Source organism: Schinkia acidoalkalinis (genome assembly GCF_054301215.1).
Map to the genome: position 1 here is coordinate 2,448,601 of NZ_CP182573.1, position 26,988 is coordinate 2,475,588.

The following is a 26,988-nucleotide window of genomic DNA, read 5'->3' on the forward strand; positions in this document are numbered from 1 at the left end:
AATGGTCACGCAGTCCGCAAGAGTGCCGCATTCGGACAAGACAAAGCTGAAAAGGTATGAGTCAGCCCAAAACCATAAAGACAAATATATTTACTCATAATAAGTATGTCTAGAGCCTCCAAATGGAGTAAAGTATTTCTTTAAAACCCTGCGAAACGTCCTTTCACATAATTCTACATTGCACCACTCGTAAATTTCCTTGGTAGTAATCTTTCTATCCGGAAACAAAAGCTTAAATTCCTTCACGTTTCGCATAATGGTTTGCTCAATCTTGTCTTGGTCTCCACAATTTTTGCATACAAAATTGGAATTCTTTATAGAAATCTGAGAAGACCCACAACCCTTACAATACACCCCTTTTTGCAACTGGTCATAAGTGTATCCAGGCAATGTTATAAATCGGTTTTTAGTTTGATGTGATGAAAGTAATGTTTGAGCAAGTTTTTTGTGGCTATCATTTAATGTTGATGGTATTTTATTTAAATCTCGTAAAAAACGATTGACTTGGGTTGGTAAAATAATAGGTTGGTCTTTTGGGGCTTGATATAGGGTGAACTCTGGATTGATAAAAATTACATATGCTTCAACAAGGAAATTTAGCTTGTGGCTTTGGAGAAATTGGCGGAATAGAGTAGCGCATCTTTGTAACTGGTTAACAGGATTCTTATATTCGTAACCCGTTATTACGGAGTATAGCTTGTCCGATTCTAAGTAACAATCACCTTCATAATTTTTTATATCTAAAAGGTGAATAACCTCCTGTGATATTAATATTGAGTCAATTTGAAATTGGGAGTTGTTTACTTCCAGCAGCAAGTCATTTAGAATAAACCGTTCTTCTTTGAGATATTTTGCAAGTAGATCAAATTTCAGTTCCCCTTCATAGCCCTTTTCAAGAGCTAAATAATGGAACCTTTCCTTTGTAGTTAAATCTATACGCCTGTTTAAGTAACGCAAAGTCAGTAATTCCTCTGATTCGGAACGTTCTTTAAGAAACATAGGACACATCCTTTCTTATTTTATAAGTTTATTTTAAAAAAATTAGCGAAGCTTGTCTATATAAATTAGAATGTTCTGATAACGGTTTAATAAGCTTTCTAATAAAAGGCTGGGATATAGGGACAGCTCAAGCAAGAGAGTCCGAACGAAGCCCAGATAATGGACTCCCTCATCATAAAAACCACCAAAGCAGTCCGAACGCCACCACCGACACACCCACTCCCCACTCCAAAAACCCAATTTTATAAAAAAATTACAACAATTCTCTTGTCCCTATTGACTTTTTAGCATAATGCCACTTGTTCCCTAATAAATATATACAAACCATGTTTAGAGAGTGTTTGAGGTGAGCGCATAAAGTGAGCAGCTTCGAAGGCTTCAAGTGAAATCAAAGGTCAGTTCTGTATCCGTACAGAGCCATCTAAATGCCTAGATTCCTCTTCGAAAGTTAAAATCACATAAGTCTCATTTCACACTTCTCACATCCAATTTAGGGAGGCGAGTGGTGTGCACGATTACATCAAAGAGCGTACTATCAAGATTGGCAAGTATATCGTGGAGACGAAGAAGACAGTTCGCGTCATTGCGAAGGAATTTGGCGTTTCCAAAAGTACTGTCCACAAGGATTTGACAGAACGACTTCCAGACATTAATCCCGAGCTTGCAAATGAAGTAAAAGAGATCCTCGATTATCATAAATCAATACGACACTTGCGGGGTGGTGAAGCAACAAAAATGAAGTACAAATCAGACAAAACAGATGCTGAAACAGATAGTACAGAAGTTCAGGTGTAATTATACCAAAAATTACCCGAATGAATCCCCAAACGGAAGTGACGAGCCCTATACAACTATGATACAATATGTTATTAGAGATAAAGTAGCGGTCCATTTTTATGGAATGGTTTAAGGAGGATATTAAATTGATGATTGCTAGGGATATCGGTATCGATTTGGGGACAGCTAATGTGCTGATCCATGTGAAAGGAAAGGGAATCGTCTTAAACGAGCCATCTGTTGTCGCTATTGACCGAAACACAGGCCGTGCATTAGCAGTTGGGGAAGAAGCAAGACGTATGGTAGGTCGTACACCTGGAAATATTGTTGCAATTCGCCCGTTAAAAGATGGGGTCATTGCCGATTTTGATGTAACAGAATCAATGTTGAAGTATTTTATTGAAAAAATTAATGTAAAAGGATTTTTCGCAAAGCCAAGAATGCTAATCTGCTGCCCAACTAATATTACATCAGTTGAGAGAAAAGCAATCAAAGAAGCTGCTGAAAAAAGCGGCGGGAAAAAAGTGTATCTTGAGGAAGAGCCGAAGGTAGCTGCGATTGGTGCAGGAATGGATATCTTTCAACCAAGTGGAAACATGGTTGTAGATATTGGCGGTGGAACAACAGATGTTGCCGTGCTTTCTATGGGCGATATTGTCACCGCCTCTTCTATTAAAATGGCTGGGGACAAGTTCGATGCGGAAATTCTTAACTATGTCAAAAGAAAGTACAAGCTGTTAATTGGTGAAAGAACATCTGAGGATATCAAAATTAACGTCGCAACTGTATTTCCAGGTGGACGTAAAGAGGAAATCGATATACGCGGCCGTGATATGGTATCAGGACTGCCACGTACAATTACGATTTATTCTGAAGAAATTGAACAAGCATTACGTGAGCCAGTGTCCATGATTATCCAGGCTTCTAAGAGTGTTCTAGAACGCACGCCACCAGAGCTTTCAGCAGACATCATTGATCGCGGTGTCATCCTTACGGGAGGCGGTGCGCTGCTTCACGGTATTGATAATCTTCTTGCAGAAGAACTAAAAGTACCAGTTTTAATTGCAGATAATCCAATGGATTGCGTTGCTATCGGTACTGGTATCATGCTTGATAATATGGATAAAATTCCAAGTAAAAGATGGGGCTAAGCAGCGGGACAAGGGGACAGGTACTCTGTCCCAGATAATCCGGTAAACGGGGACAGTGAACCTGTCCCCCTGTCCCACGAAAGGGGAAATACCAATGCTCCGAGGTTTTTATACAGCGGCAGCGGGCATGCTCGCCCAACAGCGCCGTCAAGAAATGCTGACAAATAACTTAGCGAACGCCAATACACCAGGATTCAAAGCAGATCAAGCTTCACTGAGAGCATTCCCTGAAATGCTGATCACAAGCATGAATTCGAAAACATTGCCGGTCAAAAAACATTTCCAGCTCAATGGTGCCAATACCGTTGGACCAATTAATACAGGTGTCTATGTGCAGGAAACGCAGCCGAAATTTAAGCAAGGCGATATCCAGGAAACCGGTAACGAAACGGACCTTGCTTTAGTAGACGGCAGCTTACCTAACAACCCGCGAACCAACCGCCCGGGTGCGCTTTTCTTTCAAGTTTTAAACGCCAATGGCGAGCCGCGCTACACCCGCAATGGAAATTTTACGGTTGATGGTGAAGGCTATCTAACAACAACGGATGGCAATTATGTGGTGGATACAAACGGTGAGCCGATTGTCGTTTATGGCGATCATTTTACAGTAACATCCGATGGCCGTTTTCTCGAAGATGGCGAAGATACGGGCCAGCAAATCCAAGTGGCCTATGCCAACAATCCGGATCAACTTGTAAAAGAAGGCAGCGGCCTATTCCGCGCGGGTGGCAATCTGCCCAGCGCACTTGATAATCCGGACATTACCTATCAAGTAAAACAAAAGTTTATCGAGCGTTCCAACGTGGACCCCGAACAAACGATGACAGAAATGATGACGGCATACCGGACATTTGAAGCAAACCAAAAAATTGTCCAAGCCTATGATAAAAGCTTAGAAAAAACGGTCAACGAAATCGGTCGTGTCAACTAGGGGGTATGATCAATGAATCGTGCAATGCTAACAGCAAGTGTAACAATGGGGCAGCTTCAGAAAAAAATTGACACCATTGGTCAGAACCTTGCCAACACCAATACGAACGCTTATAAAAAAAGAGAGACCAACTTTAACGATCTCTTATTCCAGCAAATCAATAATCAACCAAACCAAAATGAAGAAGTCGGACGCCGCACACCAAACGGTATCCGCATGGGTTCCGGTGCCAAGCTTTCCGAAACAAATCTACGGATGGAGCAAGGCGCCATTAAAGTAACAGACCGCCCATTAGATGTGGCGTTGACGAACCCAGATCAATTTTTCGAACTGCTCGTTGATGAAAATGGTAATCTCGCCACACGCTATACTCGCGATGGCGCCTTCTATTTATCTCCTTATGGGGATGGGGAGATGGCATTAGTCACTAGCAATGGGGACTTTGTCCTTGGTACAGATGGCCAGCCGATTTTTACTCCGGATAATTTTAAAGAAATAAAATTTAGAGATAACGGCGAAGTCGTCGTGACGCACGATGATAATACAGAAGAAACGCTAGGACAGCTGCAGCTTGTCCAAATGCTTCGCCCGCAGCTTTTACAATCAACAGGCGAGAATCAATATGCATTACCAGACTTACAGCAGCTAAACTTGCAAGACGACGAAGTCTATCAAACTGCCGAAAACAGTGAAGGCATGGTCCAACCAGGAGCGTTGGAAATGTCAAATGTTGATATCTCGACAGAAATGACCGAGTTATTAACAGCGCAGCGCTCGTACCAATTCAACGCAAAATCGATCTCAATCGCTGACCAAATGGCAGGCCTCGTCACAAATTTGAGATAGTTTCTTCTATTATATAGGTTACAAAATGTTTTAAAAAAGGAGCAACAACAATGACAAGTGAAATTGACAACGCAAGGCAGGAGGAAGTGAAAACCCGGCGAGAACGGAGACAAGCCCGGGTCGTCGCACGCGCCCAACGAAGCCGAAAACAAAGTCATGAAACACATACAGAAGAAGTAGCAAAAAGGCATCACAAAGTTCGCCTTATTCCGATCTGGATGCGCTTGGTCATTGTTGTTGTCCTGCTTGTCATCAGCATGACAGCCGGCATCATATTTGGCTACGGCGTCATCGGGAACGGAAAAGCCTTCGATGCCCTAAAAGCATCAACATGGGAGCATATCGTTGATTTAGTTGTGAAAGGTACGGATAGGGACACGGGGACAGGCACCCTGTCCCAGAAAATTCGGTAAACCGGGGGCAGTAAACCAAATAAGCACGGATTTGGGAGAGAGCTTTTGTTTAAGCTCTCTTTTTTATTTTGCCATTGTTGCTAGTGCCCCATACTGGAGGGACAAGGGGACAGGTTCACTGTCCCAGAAAATCCTGTACATGGGGACAGTGAACCTGTCCCCATGTACCGCCCCCAAAACCGGGACAGAGAACCTGTCCCCGTGTCCCGAAACATTTCTATTGACGCATAACCAATTTAATTATAATATACCCTTATAGGTATATAAGGTAAAAACAAAAAAACCAAATCAAACCACGGAGGTTATGCAATGAAAGGCGGAATAAAGATCATTGTATTTTTGATCATTCCTGTAACGGCATTTTTATTAATTTTATCGGGTGTTTTTAATGACAAAGTGGAGCCGGGTACGAAGTCGATGAAGCCGGAGCGGGTTTCTGGCATCAAAGTTGGGGAGGTAAATGCGCAATCTTATAACACCGGCAATAAAGTGTATGGGTCAACGGTTTCTTCCGAAAGTGCGAAGATTGCTGCGGAGATCATGGCAAATGTCAACGCCGTCCATGTCACAAACGGCGATTATGTAAAAGAGGGGCAGACGCTAATCCAGCTTGACAATGATAAAGCAAATGCCTCATTAAACCAAGTCGCTGCTAATATCGGTACGGTCAAAGCGAAGGTAAAAAGCGTTGATGAGACGATTAAGCAAGCGGAGGCTACAGTGACTAAGGCACAGACAGACCTAGCACTCAAGGAAAAAGTCTATTCCAGAAAAAATAGCCTTTATGAAGCTGGCGCTATCAGCCTTCAAGAAAAAGATGAAGCAGAAACAGCTTACCTTGCTGCAAAAGCACAGGTAGCCGAATCCCAAGCACAGCTTGAAACGACAAAAGCAAACCGCTCAGAAGTCCTAGCATCACTTGGTGTTGCAGAAGCTGCTCTCAACTCAGCTGCTGTTAATGTACAAGATGGAACAATCCAAGCACCGTTCAACGGCGTGGTTGTTGAAAAACTAGTAGACAAAGGCGATATGGTGAGCCCAGGTGTACCGCTTCTTACAATCGAAAAAGCACCATATTACCTTGAAGTTTTTGTAGACGAACGTAAACAAAGTAAAATTAACATCGGTCAGACAATACCGGTTACAATCGACGCACTAACAAATACCATACAGGGCAAGGTAACGGAAATCACACCAAAAATCGATCCTGCGAGTCGCACCTTTAAGGTAAAAATTGAAATCCCGCAATCAGCGGGCAATCCAAACTCAAATCTAAAGCTCAAAAGCGGTATGTTCGGCTATGCGATTTTTCCAGAAGCAAATGAACAAGGCATGTTCATTCCGAAGTCAGCGGTTTACTATTGGTCACAATTGACAGCCGTCTTCGTCGTAGATCAACAAAACATCGCCCATCTCCGTTACGTGCAGCTTGGGGAAGAACATAACAACAACGTCGAAGTGCTGAGCGGATTAAATAAAGGTGAACGCATTGTCCTTTCGAACCCAGAAAAGGTCAAGGACGGCGTACAGGTGGTGGCAGCTAAATGAAAAAACATCACGACCCTGAAAAAATAGGCCTTTCCGGTAAAATCGCCAAGGCATTTATTGATTCAAAACTGACACCGCTGCTCGTCATCGCTGTCATCTTACTAGGCGTTTTTGCCGTCCTAAACACACCGCGGGAAGAAGAGCCGCAAATCTCGGTGCCGATGGTCGATATCTACATTGCCTATCCCGGCCATACGGCCAAGGATATTGAAAACCGCATCACAAAAGTAATGGAGAAGAAGCTTTGGGAAATCGATGGCATTGAATATGTTTATTCCACATCCACACCAGGGATGGCCAACTTCATTACGCGTTTTAAAGTAGGCTCAGATTTAGATCAAAGCTTAGTGCGCCTGTACAATAAGCTGATGTCCAATATCGATGAGCTTCCGGAAGGGGCAGCAGAGCCCTTGGTCAAGCCGGTCACCATCGATGATGTGCCGATTGTATCGTATACATTATGGAGCGACAAGCTGAACCATTACGACATGAAGCGGGTAGCTGACGTTGTCGCTGATGAAATAAATAAAATTGAAAATGTCTCAAAAACAGAGGTCATCGGTGGGCTAAACCGGGAAGTCCTCATTCAAATCGATCCAAACCGGCTTGCCAGCTACAAAATATCACCGATAACAATCGAACAAACCATTCGGCAAGCTAATATTTCCTTGCCTTCAGGTGATTTTGACCAAGGAAATCAAGAGTTTAAGGTAAAAACAGGCCAATACCTGCAGAATAGAAATGAAATTGAAAACTTAGTCATCGGCACATACGACAATCGCCCTGTTTATCTAAAAGATGTGGCAACGGTAAAAGATGGCTCAGGTGAGGTCGACAATTATGTCCTCCTTGGCACAGGTCCAATGGCAGAGGAAAAACAAATCGAGAAAGACCAAGGCGAAGTCTTCCCAGCTGTCACGATTGCGGTTTCGAAAAAGCCAAACACGAACGCTGTTACGATTTCCAAGAACGTGGAAAAGAAAATCGAAGACCTAAAAGGAAAGGTCATCCCACAGGAAGTCCATGTGACCGTAACGCGCGATTATGGGGCAACATCGGAAGAGAAGGCCAATGAATTAATCAAGCACCTTTTGATTGCAACTTTATCAGTTACGCTTTTAGTTGGAGTGGTCCTTGGGGTCCGCGAAGCACTCGTGGTCGGCATTGCTGTTCCGGTGACGCTCGCCCTTGCTCTATTTTTAAGTAAAATGTACGGCTATACCTTGAACCGCGTCACCTTGTTTGCGCTGATTTTCGCAATCGGGATTCTCGTCGATGACGCCATCGTTGTCGTGGAAAACATCCATCGCTGGTTCCAAAAAGGTAAGCAAGAGCCTTTAAAAGCGGCCATCCTTGCAGTCGATGAAGTCGGCAACCCGACGATTCTGGCGACGTTTACCGTCATCGCCACCTTGATGCCAATGGCATTTGTCGGGGGGATGATGGGACCGTACATGGCGCCGATTCCGATTAACGCATCGGTTGCGATGTTCTTCTCGCTATTAGTAGCCTTTATCGTGACACCATGGTTTGCTTATCGTTTTTTGAAAAAAACACCAGGTGAAGCTGAGCCGCACTTTGAGCGTGCCAATCTAAAAGGCTACTCCAAATGGTATGCCAAGACGATTCAAGGGATGCTGCAAAATAGAGGGAAACGGTTTGGATTCTTGCTCGGCATCATCGTATTGCTGTTAGGTTCATTCAGCTTTTTCTATACAAAAGCTGTGCCAATGAAAATGATGCCATTTGATAATAAAAGCGAAATCCAAGTGGTCATTGATATGCCAGAAGGAACAACACTGGAAACAACAGCGGCCGCAACAAAGGCCATTGGCCACTATGTTTCTACTATTAATGAAGTAACAGATTATGAAATGTATGTCGGTGCCGCTTCGCCGTTCAATTTCAATGGACTTGTCCGCCATTATTACTTGCGCTCAGATAAGCATGAAGCCGATATTCAAATCAATTTAGTTGAAAAAACAAACCGAAAAGATCAAAGCCATGACATTGCGAAACGCATCCGTCCTGAAATTCAAGAAATAGCGGCGGAGTACGGCGCCAATGCCAAGGTCGTCGAAGTACCGCCGGGACCACCGGTTTTATCAACGCTTGTGTTGGAGGTTTACGGCAATGACCGCGAAGAGCAATTCGCAGTCGCACGTCAGGCGGAGAAAATTTTTAAAGAAACAAAAGGCGTCGTCGATGTCGACACCTATATGGAAGACGTTCAGCCAGAGTACACATTTGCCATCAAGGATAAAGCAAGACTAAACGGTGTAAGTGACGAACAAATTGTCAAAACGATTCAAATGATGATGGACGGCGCATCTGTCGGCTTAATTCATCCAGAGCATGAATTGAATCCAGTGCAAATCAAGATTCAGCCGGAAAAAGGGAAACGCGCCAACTTGGAGGATATTAAGAGCATTCAAATTCCAACAGCAGCGGGTACATTGATTCCACTTGGTGAGCTAGTGGACATTAAAGAAGGTGAAGTGGAACAACCGCTTTACCGGAAGAACCTGCAAAGCGTCACTTACGTTCTCGGTGATGTGGCCGGCTACGAGGAAAGTCCGGCATACTCGATGGCAAATATGTGGGATAAGATTGCCGCGATTAAAACATCATCCGGTACCAAGGTCGAACAATATCTCACCCACCAGCCATGGCTGGAAGATGATGTGAAGATGAAGTGGGACGGCGAATGGCAAATCACCTATGAGGTGTTCCGTGATTTAGGAATTGCCTTTGCAATTGCTTTAATCGTCATGTATCTGCTTGTGACAGGATGGTTTCAATCGTTTATTACACCGTTGATTATCATGTCGCCGATACCATTGACATTAATTGGGGTAATTCCGGGCCACTGGCTCTTCGGTGCTTTCTTCACCGCGACATCCATGATCGGCGTCATTGCCTTGGCGGGTATCATCGTCCGGAACTCGATTCTGTTGGTGGAGTTTACCATCATGCGCCGCCAAGAAGGGGCGACCTTATCAGATGCGGTCATTGAAGCGGGCATCGTCCGTGCTAAACCGATTATCCTAACAGCCTCAGCTGTGGTCATCGGGGCCGTCGTTATTCTGTTCGACCCGATTTTCTCAGGGCTAGCGATATCGCTTATGTTTGGAACAATTGCATCAACTGTTTTGACCCTATTCGTTATACCGGTTTTATATTGCATGGTTGAAACAAAACGTGCGCAGATTAAACACCGGAAAGATCAAGAATGTACTATTAAATGTGCGGATGATGTGAAGGGGATGTAGGGACAGGTTCCGGGACGTGGGGACAGGTCCCTTGTCCCGGTTATAGAATAACCAAAAGAGGTCAGGCTCCATTGTTATAGGGGGCTTGGCCTTGTTTTTTTGCGGAAGTTATTATGTGCTGGTGCTTGTTGGTACGTCGGTCTTTGGTGCCTGTCACCTAGCAATGTTACACTGACTAAATCTATTCGCGAATAAGAAAGTAACGTGCTAAACGTTGAATTGTGTGTGTTGCTAGGTGACAGGCACCGACGACTGTTGCACTATCAATATTTAGCGCGACTCAAGAAAACAGTCACCTGAGACCGACGCACCAACCAAAGCGCAAGTATCTGAGACCGATGGACACTTAATTACAATGTAATGCAATCAAAAAATGTAACAATCATAAAAAATATTGTCCAAATAACAATTGCTTGGTATCATAAATATAACACCACACAACCTCACACTTTCTTCGTCATATCCACGAAAGGAGTCCTACAATTATGAAAACAGGAAAGCCAGCCACCCGAAATGATTGCTTCCGAAAAACGACTTTGTATTTAAACTCTTGTTTGGCAGTGACAACAAACGTTCCATTGAACATTGAACTACTTACACATTTCTTAAATGATTTATTTCAAGTGCCAGAAGGCCAAAGTTTCCCCGATGTCCATTTGCTGAACCCTCAATTAAACAAAGAACATCTTTCAGACAAAGCCTCCATCTTAGATATTAAAGCCCAAATCCCAGGCGCAGGTATGTTCAACATTGAAATGCAATTGGAAAATCAATATAATATGGATAAAAGAACGTTATTCTATAGTGCAAAGATGATTGCAGCACAGCTTAACGAAAGTGATAACTATAAAAAGCTCCGAAAAACCACAACAATCAACCTACTCGACTTTGATTATTCCAGCAACGAACATTATCACAGCATTTACCACCTAACGGAGAAACAAACAGGAATTCCATACCCAGATATACTTCAGCTCCATTTCATTGAAATGAAGAAATTTAAAAGGTTGCTTCAAACTGGAAAGGTTGCACTTAACGATTGTTTGGCCAAATGGATTGAATTCATATCCAATGAAGATGATAACCAGTACGAAGTTATGGCGTTTAAGGACTCAATAATAAAAAAGGCGGTGAATCAATTGGAAATTATAAGCCAGAATCCAGAGAATAGATGGGAGTATGAGATAAGACAAAAAGCATTAAAAGACATAACAACTATGAAGGAAGGAGCAAGGGAGGAAGGTGAAGTGGAAGGTATAACTAAAGGGAAAATAGATGTAGCCCTTAAAATGCTCTGTGAAGGACTTGATCTAGAATTTATCTCTAAGTTTACAGGTTTTACAAGAGATGAATTATTGAAGTTGCAAAAGGATATGAAGTTGGATTAATGTCAGAGAGCTTGTGCTCTCTTTTTTGATGTCTGTAACACGGTCGATTGGTTGCCGGGACAGTAAACCTGTCCCCTCGCCCCACCCAAAATATGCTATAATGACATAAAATTCATCTAAAAAGGAGCCTAATACATATGTTAGATATCAATGAAATAAAAAAAATCATCCCACACCGCTATCCATTCTTATTAGTGGATCGTATTCTTGAAGTAGAAGACGGCAAGCGTGCAGTCGGCTACAAAAACGTATCAGCCAATGAACAATTCTTTAACGGCCATTTTCCAGACTATCCTGTTATGCCTGGTGTTCTTATTGTTGAAGCATTGGCACAAGTTGGCGCTGTAGCTATGCTTAAGCTTCCAGATAACCAAGGCCGTCTTGCCTTCTTTGCGGGCATTGATAACTGCCGTTTTAAAAGACAGGTTGTGCCAGGGGACCAGCTTCGTTTGGAAGTAGAGATGACACGAGTCAAAGGAAAGATTGGCAAAGGGAAAGCAGTTGCGACCGTCGAGGGCGAGTTAGTATGTGAGACAGAGATCATGTTTGCTTTGGGGGATAAGCAGGAATAAAAGTAAAATAATCTGTTTTTCCATTATGGCCAGTGTAACAGTCTCAGGTGCCTGTCACCTAGCGACGTTACACTGGCCATACTTTTTTGCAGATACGATAGCTACGAACCACATATTGAATAGTGTGTATCGCTAGGTGACAGGCACCTGAGACCGGCGCACCAAACTTTACACAATTTCTGGGCACCTAAACCCAAGCATACATCTATACGCAAGAGACAAGCCCCACCGACAGTAGCACTACAGGAGTTTTGTAGGTCACCCAGCTACAGACACAAGTACAACCCCTTAAATCAAAGATAACATGTGACTTTTGTAACATTTCTGTAATCAAAGTAAGCAAACCTTAACTATCTATTTAGCATACTTTTACGTATAATCAAATATAGATAGATATTGTGAGAGGAAACACAAAGTAAGTCCTTAAACAAATTTATCTAAACAAGATACAAAACCGAAGAGTAATTCATCTTGATTTTTAAACTATCAAATTAGATCTGGCAATATAAGAAACAAATTCTATCAATATTACATTTATGTAACAACGTAGAAATTTGTTGCATCTTGTAGTAAAAACATCCTATAATAGGTTTGTATCGTCAAAAATGTGTAGTAAATAGAATAAGAGTATTAAAATATGTAAATACTAAAAATGTCACGTAATCTCAAAGACTCGCTCTTCCAGCACTGGAAGAAAAGGTTGACTTTTACAATTCTAAGTAATATACTACACAATGAATCTTTAATTCTAGGTATTTACTAACCCAAGGGAACAATTCTATTAATCTCGATACATAAGAAACTAGAAACTGTTCTTTTGGTTTAGTGAAAATATATTAATTCAACCAATCATAGGGAGGATATGAAACATGAATAAAACTTTAAAAGTTATGGCTTCTGCAGCTATGCTTGCTGGTGTTGTAGCTCCTGTTGCTACTACAACTGTAAATGCTGCTAACACAAAAAATATTGTTGACAAGGTTATTTATGTAGCTGATGATTATAACGCTGAAGGTAAAGCAGCTGGTGATGTAAATAATTTATTCGTAAGAGCAGATGATATGAATGTAACAACTGATGACACATTCAGATTATCATTACCAAGCGGAGTGAAATGGGTAGAATCTTATTATGAAAATAATAAAGCCCTTAAGAGCGACGCTGGTTTAACAGTTGTTTCTAGAACTGATCGTGATTTAGAATTAAAAGCAAATAAAACAATCGCTAAAGGCGAAGAATTCAAAATCGCATTATACTTTGAAGTTGATGGCGCTGAAGGCGAAATCAAAGTAACTGTTGATCCAAGAGATTCAAAAGTTTCTGGCGGTCAATATACAGTTGCAGTAGTTGGTGAAGGTAAAACTACAGCATCAATCGCTTCTGTAAAAACAATCAAAGATGGCGGAACTATCGATGATATCCGTATCGATGAAACATCTATCGGTGCACTTTGGGCTGATGAGTACAAAAAAGATAATAACAAAGCTCAAAAATTCTCATTAACATTACCATCTAACTATAAATGGATCACTAAAGATGCAAAAGTAAATCTTGGTGGCGGATTTGTGGGCGCAGTTGATCCTGCATCTATCGTAGTAACTCCAGATGACAATAAAGTTACTGTTGAATTTAAGTTCTCAGTTAATTCTACACCATCTAAAATTGGTACATTCTACATTTCAGGTCTAGCAATTGATGCTGATAAAGACGCTGAGTATGGCGAAGTTGAAGCTGACCTTGATGGCGACAAAGTAACAAGTGGCACACTAGTTGTTGCTAACTATGGTGACTTTGGAACAGAAGCATCATTAAAAGGTGACGTACCAACATTATTAGCTGGTCGCTTAACTGACGACAAAAAAGATGTTGAAACTGTAGAAGTTACACTTAAAGAAAGAGTAGCTGGTTCATGGTTAACAGGCAGAAGTGTTGATGTAGAATTCCCATCTTGGGTAAAAGTACTTGGTGTAGATGTTTCAGGTGAGAAGAATTTCGATAAATACAATGGTTTAGTTGATACATTATTCAATGGTGATATTAAAGGTGATAGCAATGAAATCAGCTTTGATTTACCAGCAGATTTAAAACAAGATGATAACAAGAAAGAATTCAAAGTTAAGTTCTACGTGTCTACAAAAGCTAATGCTGAAGGCGACGTAACAGTAAAAATCGGCGGAAGAGCTGGCGTTGAAGTTCCTGAAACTGTAATCGCTAAAGTTGTTGCACCAGTAAAAGTTACAACAGAAAAAGTAGATGTTAGAACTGGTATCAAGAAACAAGCTCTTAAAGATATCGTGATCACTGAAGCTACTAAAGGCGCATTATTAGCTGACAAGAAAGTACAATTAACATTGTCTGATGGTGAATTCACAGATGAAAAACCAACAATTACTGTAAAAGAAGGAAATGTAAAAATTAAAGAAGATACAGTAAGTGTTGAAGGCGGCGTATTATCATTTGAAATTGATGGCGAAAGCACAAGAGCAAGCCAAATCGTAGTTTCAGGTCTATCTCTTGATCTTAACCGTGCAATTCCAGAAGGTGAAGTATCTGTAGAAGTTGGTGGTACTGCACTTGTTCAAAACGATGCAACATTAGGTGGCGCTTATGCACTAGCAGTTGCTAAAATGTATAAATTCGGAGATAAGAATTACAAAGACGGCGCACCTACTCCTGCTGAAGCTGCACAAGGTTGGTCTGATTATAAGTTAGACAGCGATGTAGATGCTGGTGAATTCGATCAAGATTATGTAACAAAAGCTGCTGTAGCTACTGTAACAACTCCAGCTGAAGGTAACGTATCTGCTGAGAAAGTTACATTAACAATCGGTTCAAGCACAATGAAGGTTGGCGATAAAGAGGTTGCTATTGATGCAGCTCCTTACATCGAAGCTTCTACAGGTAGAACTTACCTTCCATTACGTGCAATTGCTAATGCAATCGGAGCTAACTCTGTAGAGTGGGATAACGCTTCTAGAACTGCAACAGTAATTAAGGGTGGTCTAGTTGCTCAAATGACAATTGGTCAAAACTCTTACGTATTAAACGGAGCTAAAATTGGTATGGACGGCAAAGCTCAAATCGCTAGCGAGCGTACATTCTTACCAATCCGTGCTTTAGGAAATGCTCTTGGAGCAACTGTTGAGTGGGATGCAGCTACTCAAACTGTAACAATCAAGTAATTTAAGTAACCCTAATAAAGAGGGCCTCCATTAGGGGGCCCTTTTTTACTACAATGATAAGCCAAAATATGGAGATGAGAAAATGAACAAAATTTCAAAATGGGCAATCATCCCTATGCTTGCAGGGTCTTTAACATTTCCGCAGCTCACACATGCAGAACAGGCAGCTATATCAGTTTTTGTAGATAATAACAAAGTTGCTTTTGATCAAAACCCTGTCATCCATGGCGATATTACCTTAGTTCCCTTACGTGGTGTATTTGAAAAAATAGGCGCGAAGGTCGATTGGAATACAAAAACACAAACCGTCAAAGTAATAAAAGAGGATAAAACGATTACCCTTAAAAAGGGATCAAAGGATGCTTTTATCAACAATAACCTACAAAAATTAGATACAGATCCACAATTACTAAACAATCGAATAATGGTACCCCTACGCTTCATTAGTGAAACCCTTAATGCAAAAGTAGACTGGAACGGGTCAACAAGAACAATTACGATTACACAGCAAGCAAACACACAACAAACGAGTCAAAATGATAATACAAACAAAGTTGTAACCAAAGACGAAAATTCAACTACATTAACATATAATGACGCACTTCAAAAATCACTTGCTTATAGCTATGCATTAAAGCAAGCTCAAAAAGAAATTGATAAAGCAGATGAATCCCGTGATGATTACGGTGAATTCTTTAGGTATAGTTCACCATTTGGTAATGGTAATTCACTAGAGGATGCTCAAATGAGACAAATTTATTTAGGGATGCTTTCTGCAGATGACAAAGTAAAAAAGGCAAATCGTGATCTTGAAACAACAAAAGATGAAATCACATACCAGGTAAAACAAGCCTATAATGATATTCTTGATAAAGAGGCAAGCAAGTTATATAACGAGAAGGCATTAGCTGTTGAACAATTAAACTTCAAATTTGCTAAAATCCAATTAGAACAAGGGGTCATCAGCAAAGTTCAATATGACCAATTAGCAAATAAACTTGATGCAGCGAAGAAAACTGTAGAAGCGTCAGAAAAAGCCTTAACACAAGCAAATACAAAACTAAATCAATTAATGGGTGTAACAAGCAACAATAGTTACTCTCTAGTTGACATGCCTACATTTGAAACAATGGATAATGTAGATGTCGACTATCAAATAACGAAAACGTTAGAAAACCACCCATCAATATTTGAATTGGAGCAAGCTAAAAATCTTGCACAAAAATCACTTGATTTCTATTCGTACAATTCAGGTAGTATTGGAGATAACTACGAAACAAAGAGAATTACCGCTGCCTCTATCGGCGATCAGATTGCACAAACAAAAGATAGTATAGCTCAAGGTGTTCGAACAACTTATCTTAATATTAAGAGTTTAGAAGACCAATATGCAATTTTACAAACAAACCTAGCAAATGCTGAGAAAAGTTTAGAAGTTGCTAAAGTACAATATGAAGTTGGGCAAACAACCGAGTTGGATTTAAGACAAAAAGAGTTACAAGTAGCTGATCTTAACGCGAAAATTACCGATACTGTTGTTAAATTAGATAATCTTCACGCCGTATTTGAAAAACCATGGGCAGCTATGGGAGGATCCTCATCTGCCCAATAAAGGAGGGAATAGCACCATGAGAAACTATAAACAATTTGTTGCTGGCGTTATTGTTGGTGGAGTTTTACTTTCTGGAGGAAATGTACTAGCAAATAGCGCTGGTCTGCCTAGTGTTATGAATTGGGTAAAATACAAAATTAATGGTGAAGCAAAAGCATTACCTAGTGGTTATACAACTTTAAATTATGAGGGTCATACGTATGTACCTACACGGTTTATCGCTGACCAATTAGGCGCAGATGTTAAATGGGATGATCAAACAAAAACTGTTACAATCGAGAAACCAGTTACGAATACTGAACCAGTAGTCAATAACCAAGATGAAAACACTAATAAAACTGAAGAATGTACGAAACCAGATACAACTAGATATGAGGAATTGCCAGTATCTAAGATGATTAATGGTGTACGTGTGGAGTTAGATTCCATTGAAAATGATCAAAACTATACAAAGCTTTACGTTGTTGTAAAAAATACGAATGAAACTCTGGTACAATTAAACCAAGGTACGGCAAGCTTTAAATCAGAGTTTGACACATATGCAAATAAAGACATCAATGGTGGCGTATTATATTGGAAAGATACATCATGGTTTAAAGATATCGGCGAAGACCAAGATTCAAAAGGCTATATTATGCTACCTCCAATTCCTAAAGACGAAAGACAAGGGAAATTTTATGTGGAAGTTTACGAAAATGGCCTAAACCAAAAGGTAACGCCATATGAATTTGACATTAAGTGGTAGGTACAAGAGAACGGTTCATTTGTCCCGCTTCAAAAGGCAAAACAAGTATTTATATGCTTGTTTTGCCTTTTTTGTAGTTAAAGGTCTTGCTAGTAATATATTACTGGTAAAAAGGAAGGTATTTTTAAATATACCTAGAATTTAATAATTAGGAAAATATGGAGGTGTATTACAGATGGATAAAAAATTCATTACAGGATTTATAGCAGGAGCGATTACATTCAGCTCCATTGGCGTTTTTGCAGCAGGGGGAAAAGCAATTGAGGTATTTTATAGCATAAAAGATATCAAAATTGATAACGTTTCACAAATGCCAAGCCAAAAACCATTTACTTACAATGGAACAACATTTGTTCCGCTACGCTTTATCGCTGATAAGCTCAAACAACCAGTTAAGTTCGATACAAAAACACAAACAATTTTTATCGGGCAATTTGATGGAGAAAAGGTTTACCTTGGTGATGGTATTAAACATTCAGATGATGATACAACGGCCCTTTCATATGAATATAGCAACGGTACTAAAACAGTAAAAGATAACCTTAAAAAGGATCATTCAAAATATCTATTACTAAAGTATGAACCAACGATGACACAGAAACCGGCTGGAAAATTTACATTTAATTTAAACAAGCAATATACAAAGTTCTTTGCAACCATGGGATTCATCCAAGGTTCTGGTGAAATTGATAAACCAATTCAAGTAAGAATTTATGCAGACGATAAAAGAATATTTGCAGGTCAAATGGAACGAGGAAAATTGCCATCAGATATTAATCTAAATGTAACTGACGTTATCAAACTTAGAATTGAAACGGATTTAGACTCAGAAAAGTCAGCTGAAATTGGATTGTTCGATGCTTATTTAGAGCAAGTTAAATAGGCACAAAAACGTTTGCGTAAAAGTATCACAAAAAGGCACAATGGGCAACCCCTATGCTCATTGTGCTTTTGCATTTTCCTTCACAAATCCAAGGCTGAAATTTCTTGCCGCAACTTATCACTCGGTATTCCAACACACAGCATCCAATAATCCTAACTGCTTCCTCCCCTCGTTGTCGCAATTTGTTGTCGAAAGGTTGAACTATTTCTGGAAATCAACTAAAATTTACTTATGTCAAAAAGATACTTTTAGAGGAGTTTGCCTAGATGAAATCGAGTACAGTGAAATACATATTTTTGGGAATTTTATTGTTTGTCTTAATAGGAATCATCTACACAAATAGCGTGGGAAAAAAACAAGCAGTAGTATATAAGAAGGATTTTGGGGAGTATCAACAAGCTGTTCAGCTTCTAAAGTCCAATCAGGCGCCCCAAGCAATCGAAACGCTTGAACAATTAGTTGTAAAACATCCTGATGAATATAAATTATACTACCAGCTTGGTCTAGCGTACAGTGGTCTAAAAGATTACAATAAGGCTGCCATTTACCTCCAAAGGGCAGTTGATATTCGTCCAGCATTGTTAGAGGATCAAACCTTTACATTTAAAATGGGCGAAAGCTTGTATCATATTAAACAATTAGACCTCGCCAGGGCCTATCTAGAAAAACCTGTTACTAAAGAGTTCCAAGCACAAAAAGATGAGCTTCTCCAGTCAATAGAGAAAGAACTTCAATCGTAGAGGAGGGATATAATGGATTATAGCAAATATTATAAAAAGTCAAAGGTCAATAGCGAACCTAAAATTGAGCGTGACAACTCTATAGATGCCAAGGAATCAGCCAACATTGACAAAACCATATATATGTTATTAATAGCTGCACTTGTGCTTATACCATTATTCGTTAAGGCACGTGTAATCGACTATGCTAGTCCAAAGTTAACATTATTAAGTACTGGTATGCAGGCTGATATCTTCTCCTATTATAAGTATATCTTTCTGATTATTATCACCATTCTAATAGGGATTCTATTTCTCTATAAAGTATTTTTCTTACAATACACGATCCCAAAAAATAAAATAAATCTTTTCTTGGGAATTTTATCTCTTGCAGTTACTCTTTCAGCGGTTTTATCACCATATAAAAGCCTGGCCCTTCACGGGATGTACAACCGCCATGAAGGAACATTAGCCTTTATTTGTTACATAATGCTCTTTTTTGTTACAGCAAATATGAAGCTTTCAGCTAAGCAAATCAGCGGATTTCTATATAGTCTATATCCATTTGTGATTTTGAATATGATTACCGGCATCGCTGTGCTAAATGGCAAAAACCTCCTGAATATTGGTTGGCTTCATAATTTCATTTTAGGTGCTATTCCGAAAGGTGCTCAAGTTTCAGAAGGGGCACAGTTATGGGGGACGTTAAGTAATCCGAACTACATTAGCGGAATCGGTTCGATTTTAGCTGTTTTATTTCTAACATGGGCCCTCTTTGATAAAAATAAAGTTAGGACTGCAATTAATGTTGTGATGGCGCTGCTATCGTTCGTGATAGTATTAACCTCGCTCTCCACAAGTGGTTTTTTAACCTTATTAGTTTTATTGCCGATTATGATTTTGGCAATCTTGGTTCATAAGCAAAAAGGAAAAGCACTACTTGTCCTAGGTTCATTTTTGATTCTGGCAATTTCTATCTTTATTCCAATTGCCAATAAAAATCCGCGGGTATGGGATGAATCCATTGGTTTTATTATAAAAGAAAATCCATTTGCAAATCAGCCACAGGCATCTCTATTAATGACGAAGCCTCAAGTTATCAAAAAAGGGTTAAACGAAATATTTTTGCCCCATCATGCATATGCTGAAGGTAGTAAGATTGATGATAATGTAAAATTTAGTATTCCGACCTTGCCGGCACCGGGTATAGGAGCTGGAACTGGGCGTGTTTATAACTGGGAAAAAACGTTAGAACTAGTGAAAGCAAGACCACTGTTTGGCTATGGTCTAGATACATTCCCGTACTTTTTCCCACAAAACGATCCGGACATCATTGCAAACTTGGGTACTAGTAATATTATTTTCGACAAACCGCATAATATGTTTTTAGGATTATTATATGGATCCGGTGTTTTCGCGTTTTTGTCTTTTATGGCGCTCATTATTCTTATTGTAATAAAACAAATAAGGGTATATTTTAAACATGAAAAAACTGATAATCAAACTAACACTAGCGCACTGAATTGGAGTATCCTCCTCTTAGGTCTAGCCTATTTAGTCCAAGGATTATTCAATGATTCAATTGTGGCAGCCGCCCCAATCTTTTGGGTTTTAATGGGAGTGTTAGTAGCGAACATCAATCAGTATGAAGAAGTTAAAGACTAAGTATTGTAGCAAGGGGTTCTATTGGCACAAACAATAGGGCCTTTTTTGCTGATAGAAAAGCTAGAGCAATCCATATCCTGCAATTGTTAACAACTTGGTAGTTTCTATTTATTCACATTGTGATTTTTAGTTCACTAATTTATAATTAATAAGGTATTTTGAAGTATTATGAAGAATTTTGTTGAATTTTTATAGTTAAAAGGCAACTGCATTCTAATATACCGAATGGTCAGTTGCAAATGATAATAGATAAATTTGGTATTCATACAATTCTTGCAAGTAAAGGGGAAATTCAAATGACAGTAGTATCTTCATCAAAAGGCTTATCAGCCTTAGCAGAGAGTTTAATAGAAAAGATTCATAACAGAACAGCAGTAATAGGTGTTGTTGGTCTTGGTTATGTTGGTCTTCCCTTGGCTGTAGAAAAAGCAAAGGCAGGATTTCATGTAATCGGTTTTGATGTCCAAGAAAAACGTACAGATATGGTTAATAGTGGAATTAACTTTATTGGTGATGTTGTTGATAATGATTTACGAGAAATCGTAGAAAAGAAAATGTTAAAAGCAACGACGGATTACTCTTTGATTAGCAATGTTGATGCTGTTGCCATCTGTGTTCCAACACCATTAGATATGTATCAACAGCCTGATACAAGCTATGTAGAGGCATCAACAAAGGAGATTTCAAAATATATCAAACCAGGAACCTTGGTTGTATTGGAAAGTACAACCTATCCAGGTACGACAGAAGAACTAGTAAGACCAATTCTTGAAGGATCAGGCTTACGATGTGGAGAGGATTTCTTCCTAGCCTATTCCCCTGAACGTGTTGATCCGGGTAACAAGCATTTTAATACGAAAAATACTCCAAAAGTAGTTGGCGGTGTAACCAATGATTGTACAAAGGTTGCAGCATCACTTTACCGTTCTGTATTAGAGGGGGAAGTACACGAGGTATCTAGTCCAGCTGTAGCTGAAATGGAAAAAATCTATGAAAATACGTTCCGCCATGTGAATATTGCGTTGGCAAATGAAATGGCCATTCTTTGTAACAAAATGGGCATTGATGTGTGGGAAGTCATTGATGCAGCTAAAACGAAGCCGTATGGTTTCATGCCTTTCTATCCAGGACCAGGATTAGGTGGCCATTGTATTCCAATTGATCCATTTTATTTAACATGGAAAGCTCGTGAATACAATTATCATACTCGTTTTATCGAACTTGCAGGTGAGATTAATAACACGATGCCGGCATTTGTTGTTGATAAGATGGCGTCAATCTTAAACAATGTGAAAAAGCCATTGAACGGTTCGAAAGTATTACTATTAGGGGTTGCCTATAAAAAAGATATTGATGACTTAAGGGAATCACCAGTTCTAAAGATTATTGAAATATTGGAACAAAAAGGTGTAGAAATTGCTTACCATGATTTATTTATCCCAAGTATCGTTCATAATGGCAAAGGTTATGAAAGTGTTTCCTTGAATAAAGAAGTATTAGAAGGCTTTGATCTTACTGTTATCACAACTGATCATTCTAATGTCGATTATTGCTTAGTAGCGAAGCATGCTCAGCAAGTTTTGGATACGAGAAATGCGATGAAAAATATAGACGGTAAAGCAGAAAATTATTTCCGCCTATAAAATGTTTTAACCGCAGGCGGCAACTTTAGGTCTAGTATGTAAGGAGTAGTTTTTTCATGAACAATCCGTTTTCGCTACTTTATAAATATAGGAAAATATTATTTAACTTAGCGGCTAATGATATAAAGCAAAAGTATGCAGGTTCATTATTGGGGGGGATGTGGATAGTTTTATATCCACTTCTCTTTTTATCTGTCTATTTTCTAGTCTATATTGCTATCTTTAAAATCAGGCTGGAAGGATTATCAACAGTAGACTATGTTTTAATCATATTCTCAGGTTTAATTCCTTGGTTTGGTTTTGCGGATGCCATTGGAATAAGTGTCAATTCGGTCACAGCAAATAGTTCTTTAATTAAAAATACATTATTTCCGATTGAATTAATTCCCGTTAAGGTCGTGCTTTCCAGCATGGTATCGCAAATCATTGGACTTGTGCTGCTATTAGTTGTGTTAGCTTTTAGAGGACAGCTAAGCTTTTACGTTTTATGGCTACCACTCATTTTGTTCTTGCAAATTTTATTTACAATGGGCTTGGCCTGGATTCTAGCTAGTATTAATGTCTTTTTCCGGGATGTCGGCCAAGTTATTAACGTCATTTTAATTTTGCTAATGTTAGTTTCCCCAATAGCCTATACAGTAGATATGTTGGATGAAAACTTGTTATTCTTTATGAAGTTCAATCCTTTATATTATATGATTCTAGTCTATCGAGAAGTCATTATGTATCAATCATTCCCAAGTATGGATGTAACGCTCATCTTTGTGTTGATGTCTTTTATTGTATTTTATATTGGGTACTATATTTTTACACGCTTGAAAGTGGTGTTTTCTGACTATGTATAAGAATCAAGATGCAATCAGTATTAGCGGCCTAAGTAAAATGTATAAGACATTTAATAATCCTAAATATCGGATTTTAGATTTATTAGGGTTTGGTAAACTATCAAAAAATAAATACAATGAATTTTGGGCTTTAAAAGATATTAATCTAAATATAAAAAAAGGTAGTAAGGTTGCCCTAGTTGGCAGGAATGGTGCCGGGAAAAGTACGTTACTCAAAATTATCTCAGGCACTTTAGCGCCAACAAGCGGACAGGTTAAGATTAACGGGAAGGTTTCTGCATTAATGGACTTAGGAACGGGCTTTCATCCGGAATTCTCAGGAAGAGAGAATATCTTTGCCTCTTTAGCCTACTCAGGAGTAGTTGGAAAAGAAGCGGAGGAAAAATTCGAGGAAATCTTAGATTTTTCAGAGTTAGAGGATTTTATTGAAAACCCTGTGAAAACTTATTCAGCTGGTATGTATGCAAGGTTAGCTTTTGCAACATCGACAGCGATTGTCCCAGAAATTTTAATTATTGATGAAATACTAGGCGCCGGTGATGCCTATTTTATTAATAAATCAATTGAGCGTATGAAGAAATTAACAGAAGGTGGGACAACCGTTCTTTTCGTTTCCCATGATATTACTTCTGTACAAAAGTTATGTAGTGAAGCAATCTGGATTGATAAAGGGCATGTCGTAATGGAAGGACATATCCTCGATGTGACTGCCGAATACTTGGCTTCAATCAGAAAGCAAGAAGAAAAGAGATTGAAAGCCAGAAACTTACGTTTGAAGCATAACGATTTAAAAACATTAGAAGAGGGCATCAATAACGAAATTGTCTACTGCCATCTCATCACTGAAAACGGTGCACCGATGGATAAGCACTCAATTTCAAAAATCAGCTTATATATGGACGAACAAGAGGTTGAAACGTTGGAGCTGGGGAAAGGATTTGACAATAATGCCGGCAATAATATTTTCCTCTTGATAGATAAAGAAACAATCAATTGGTCCGATGTTCAAAACAAGGAAGGTAGAGTTTATCGAAACTTCGAAAATATTGGCGGAAGCTATCAACATGCATCGTTTGCAATCAGAGTCAATAATTTCGCTGACCTTTCTAAATATAGTTTAGCAATTGAATATAAAGATTCATCCAAAGAAGCCGTGAAGGTTGAATATTATGATGGCAAAGAATATTTCCTCTTAGGTCAATTAGACGCCAATAACGATGATGTTTGGAAACAGTCCGCTTTTGCTTTCACAAAGGAAATGCAAAACAAAAATCAGAATAACGAGAATGATAATGTTACTGACAGTCAGGATGACGAGGTCGTACTAATTGATCGTGAAAATAATAGCAAAATCTATGGTTCCGGCGAGATTGTCCTTACAAAAGTGCAATTTTTAGATGCCAATAATGAGGAAAAGCTTGTTTTCACAAGTGGAGAGTATAAAAAAGTCAGGTTGCATTATAAAGCAAATCAACAAATTTTTAGCCCTGTATTTGTTGTAGCTTATTATCTTTTAGATGGTACATGTGCAACACAAGCTATTTCCAATAAAGATCACTTTGAAGTCGCTACGGTTAGCGGCGAGGGCTATGTTGATATTGTTTTTGATCCATTATTGCTAGGTGCAGGCCATTATTTGGTATCTGCTGCTATTTTTAAAGAATTAAACCTATTAGATAATGTTGAACCATCAGCTTATGATTTACATGATAAAATGTACGAAGTTAAAATTGAACAACCGTTTGGATTGAATGTAAATCTTGGGTTAGTCAATCATCCAATTAGGTGGGGTATAAAACATGACAAATGATCATTTAATGAAATATTACAATTCAGAAGGCCTTTGGGATAAAGCACCTTCTGATTTTCAGATAGATGTTGCAAATTTGACGTTGAGTAAGATTCCAGTGGATGTCAGTACAATTTTAGATGTTGGCTGCGGCAATGGCGTGATTACGAATCAATTAGTTGATAAATATACAAGAGTTTGTGCGCTGGATATTAGTGAAGAAGCATTGAAATATGTAAAAGCGGAGAAGGTTATTGGTTCTATTGCGGAGCTCCCCTTTAAAGATAATGAATTTGATTTAATTTTAATTAGCGATGTGCTTGAGCACTTACCACTTCCCATCTTTAGGAAGGGGATTGAAGAGCTGAAAAGAGTTGCGAAGAAATATATTTTGGTCGTTACGCCTTTTCAGGAAAAATTAGAGTTTGGAAAAATGACGTGCTATCAATGTACTTGTGAGTTTCACGTCAATCTGCATATTCAGTCAATTACGAAAGAGACCATCATCGAAAACTTCACACCAGCTTTTACAATAAAAGAAATGGGATTCTCAGGAGATGAATGGCCTCATATTCCGAGATATGCAGAAGCATTAAAAAGTCTTTATCATTATTCAAATAATTGGGTTGAAGCTGTTTGTCCACAGTGTGGGGCCAAGCAGGAATCCCAACTTCAAAAGACAGAGCCTGAATTCTACCATGCCATCGCCGATACGATTCATGAGGTGATGGACAGTTTTAGATTGGAAGAAATCACTCAAAATGAGGCTTTGTTTCTATTAGAAAAGGCAAGTCAAAAGCAAACAGTAGAAGTGAACGACTATTTTGAAATTGTAATTGAAAGTGACTGCCAAATCCAAAGAGTTGAACTAGCAAACAATCCAAAGTGGAATGTAGACTTTGTGAATCCTTTTTATGAACGGAAGCATACGATTTATTTTGGCTATAAACCTTATATTGTAAACAATGACATGATGAATTTCAGCGCCATTTCTTTCAATCACGAGGGGACTTTTAGATTTATCGGGCCAAAGCAAAATGCGAATAACCAATCGCTGTTTGTTGTTCCGAAATTTACAAATGAAGACTTTGAACTGAATATTGAATATATAGATAACAGTGAAGGTCGTTTATTATTAAATGTCTATGATCGCCAAAAGTCATATCTACCGATTGGTGAGTTGCTATATACAGGCGATGGAGAAAGCAAAACAAAAACGTTTCAGATTCCGGCAAGCAAGATCAAATGTCCGCCGGAGGGGTTTCTGTTTGAATTAACAAATACAGAAATGATAAAGGACACATTATCCATCAGTTATGTTGGAGTCAATTCGGAACAGAAGACAAATCAAACATTACAGTTTAGTCAAAGGACTGATAAATACGTTGTTGATTTGAAACAGGTTGCCGATAACCTCATTCGTGGAAATTGTTATCTATACGCTTATATTGAGAATGAAGATTGTCATGAACAAATTGATTCTCGCTTACGAGCACATTCGAATATCAACGGGACTCAAGTGGAGCTTAAGGCGGTTATGATGAATAACTTATTGATTGTTGAAATTCCAGCAGAAATAATAAGTATGTTCACTCAAACCGAGTTGTCTTTGGAGTCCAAACCATCGAATGATGAGATTGTTCAATTGTTGAAAAATAACCTAACAAATCAAGAACAAGAGGCAGACGTTGAAGCATACGAAAATCGCATAACTGAACTGATGCTCATGAGTAACCAATATAAAGGGATCCATGCAAAATATGAAGTAGCCTTAGTTGATATTCAAAACAAAGATGCATTAATTGAAAGATACAAAGAAATTAAGGAAGAAAACGAAAAGGAAATTGTCAACTTCCAAAATAAAGTCGCAGAGTTAACCGAGATTGTCAAGAGCAATGCGGAGGACATAAATAATCTAACAAATCAGCTATCAATTGCTGCTGATAAAATTAACCAATTACAAAATCGAAAACTAATCGACTTTCTATTTAAAAAAGATAACTAGTTT

The 26,988-nt window shown here is 39.0% G+C and carries 20 protein-coding genes; 19 read left to right on the plus strand and 1 reads right to left on the minus strand.

What is annotated here, in order from left to right; translation table 11 throughout:
- Window positions 1-90 precede the first annotated feature (90 nt).
- Window positions 91-999, minus strand: a complete 909-nt coding sequence (locus ACNQFZ_RS12620; protein WP_458411700.1) for a nuclease-related domain-containing protein — start codon at window positions 997-999, stop codon at window positions 91-93.
- 507 nt (window positions 1,000-1,506) lie between these two features.
- Here ACNQFZ_RS12620 and spoIIID point away from each other — a divergent pair.
- The 19 genes from spoIIID (at window position 1,507) to ACNQFZ_RS12715 (ending at window position 26,985) form a co-directional block, all read left to right on the plus strand.
- Window positions 1,507-1,794 carry a sporulation transcriptional regulator SpoIIID gene (spoIIID, locus tag ACNQFZ_RS12625; RefSeq protein WP_458411701.1) on the plus strand — a complete coding sequence of 96 codons (288 nt, stop codon included), beginning with the start codon at window positions 1,507-1,509 and terminating at the stop codon, window positions 1,792-1,794.
- Between the two features lie 131 nt (window positions 1,795-1,925).
- A complete protein-coding gene (gene mreB / locus ACNQFZ_RS12630; protein WP_458415381.1) occupies window positions 1,926-2,927 on the plus strand; it encodes a rod shape-determining protein MreB in 1,002 nt (333 codons plus the stop codon).
- 94 nt (window positions 2,928-3,021) lie between these two features.
- Window positions 3,022-3,858 (plus strand): flagellar hook-basal body protein, encoded by an 837-nt coding sequence (locus ACNQFZ_RS12635; protein ID WP_458411702.1) that lies wholly within the window; start codon window positions 3,022-3,024, stop codon window positions 3,856-3,858.
- A gap of 12 nt (window positions 3,859-3,870) precedes the next feature.
- Window positions 3,871-4,704 carry a flagellar hook-basal body protein gene (locus tag ACNQFZ_RS12640; protein ID WP_458411703.1) on the plus strand — a complete coding sequence of 278 codons (834 nt, stop codon included), beginning with the start codon at window positions 3,871-3,873 and terminating at the stop codon, window positions 4,702-4,704.
- An 86-nt stretch (window positions 4,705-4,790) separates the two neighbouring features.
- Window positions 4,791-5,117, plus strand: coding sequence for a DNA-directed RNA polymerase subunit beta (locus ACNQFZ_RS12645; protein WP_458411704.1), 327 nt, complete (start codon window positions 4,791-4,793; stop codon window positions 5,115-5,117).
- A 309-nt stretch (window positions 5,118-5,426) separates the two neighbouring features.
- Entirely contained in the window at window positions 5,427-6,665 is a 1,239-nt protein-coding gene (locus tag ACNQFZ_RS12650; protein WP_458411705.1) for an efflux RND transporter periplasmic adaptor subunit, read from the plus strand.
- Window positions 6,662-9,937, plus strand: a complete 3,276-nt coding sequence (locus ACNQFZ_RS12655; protein WP_458411706.1) for an efflux RND transporter permease subunit — start codon at window positions 6,662-6,664, stop codon at window positions 9,935-9,937. Before ACNQFZ_RS12650 ends, ACNQFZ_RS12655 begins: the two co-directional genes overlap by 4 nt.
- Window positions 9,938-10,422: 485 nt before the next feature.
- Window positions 10,423-11,325, plus strand: coding sequence for an Rpn family recombination-promoting nuclease/putative transposase (locus ACNQFZ_RS12660; RefSeq protein WP_458411707.1), 903 nt, complete (start codon window positions 10,423-10,425; stop codon window positions 11,323-11,325).
- 137 nt (window positions 11,326-11,462) lie between these two features.
- Entirely contained in the window at window positions 11,463-11,897 is a 435-nt protein-coding gene (fabZ, locus tag ACNQFZ_RS12665; RefSeq protein WP_458411708.1) for a 3-hydroxyacyl-ACP dehydratase FabZ, read from the plus strand.
- 869 nt (window positions 11,898-12,766) lie between these two features.
- A complete protein-coding gene (locus ACNQFZ_RS12670) occupies window positions 12,767-15,079 on the plus strand; it encodes a copper amine oxidase N-terminal domain-containing protein (protein ID WP_458411709.1) in 2,313 nt (770 codons plus the stop codon).
- An 82-nt stretch (window positions 15,080-15,161) separates the two neighbouring features.
- Window positions 15,162-16,691, plus strand: coding sequence for a stalk domain-containing protein (locus tag ACNQFZ_RS12675; RefSeq protein WP_458411710.1), 1,530 nt, complete (start codon window positions 15,162-15,164; stop codon window positions 16,689-16,691).
- Window positions 16,692-16,707: 16 nt separating this feature from the next.
- On the plus strand, window positions 16,708-17,436 hold the full coding sequence (locus tag ACNQFZ_RS12680) for a stalk domain-containing protein (RefSeq protein WP_458411711.1): 729 nt from the start codon (window positions 16,708-16,710) through the stop codon (window positions 17,434-17,436).
- 175 nt (window positions 17,437-17,611) lie between these two features.
- A complete protein-coding gene (locus ACNQFZ_RS12685) occupies window positions 17,612-18,319 on the plus strand; it encodes a stalk domain-containing protein (RefSeq protein WP_458411712.1) in 708 nt (235 codons plus the stop codon).
- A 266-nt stretch (window positions 18,320-18,585) separates the two neighbouring features.
- Window positions 18,586-19,059 (plus strand): tetratricopeptide repeat protein, encoded by a 474-nt coding sequence (locus tag ACNQFZ_RS12690; protein WP_458411713.1) that lies wholly within the window; start codon window positions 18,586-18,588, stop codon window positions 19,057-19,059.
- A 12-nt stretch (window positions 19,060-19,071) separates the two neighbouring features.
- A complete protein-coding gene (locus tag ACNQFZ_RS12695) occupies window positions 19,072-20,703 on the plus strand; it encodes an O-antigen ligase family protein (RefSeq protein WP_458411714.1) in 1,632 nt (543 codons plus the stop codon).
- A gap of 296 nt (window positions 20,704-20,999) precedes the next feature.
- Window positions 21,000-22,346: a nucleotide sugar dehydrogenase gene (locus ACNQFZ_RS12700; RefSeq protein ID WP_458411715.1), complete on the plus strand. Its 1,347-nt coding sequence runs from the start codon at window positions 21,000-21,002 to the stop codon at window positions 22,344-22,346.
- Window positions 22,347-22,402: 56 nt separating this feature from the next.
- Window positions 22,403-23,191 (plus strand): ABC transporter permease, encoded by a 789-nt coding sequence (locus tag ACNQFZ_RS12705; RefSeq protein WP_458411716.1) that lies wholly within the window; start codon window positions 22,403-22,405, stop codon window positions 23,189-23,191.
- Window positions 23,184-25,001 (plus strand): ABC transporter ATP-binding protein, encoded by a 1,818-nt coding sequence (locus ACNQFZ_RS12710; protein WP_458411717.1) that lies wholly within the window; start codon window positions 23,184-23,186, stop codon window positions 24,999-25,001. Before ACNQFZ_RS12705 ends, ACNQFZ_RS12710 begins: the two co-directional genes overlap by 8 nt.
- Complete coding sequence (locus tag ACNQFZ_RS12715) at window positions 24,991-26,985, plus strand: class I SAM-dependent methyltransferase (protein ID WP_458411718.1); 1,995 nt, start codon at window positions 24,991-24,993, stop codon at window positions 26,983-26,985. The genes ACNQFZ_RS12710 and ACNQFZ_RS12715 overlap by 11 nt, the downstream gene beginning before the upstream one ends.
- Window positions 26,986-26,988: the final 3 nt, after the last annotated feature.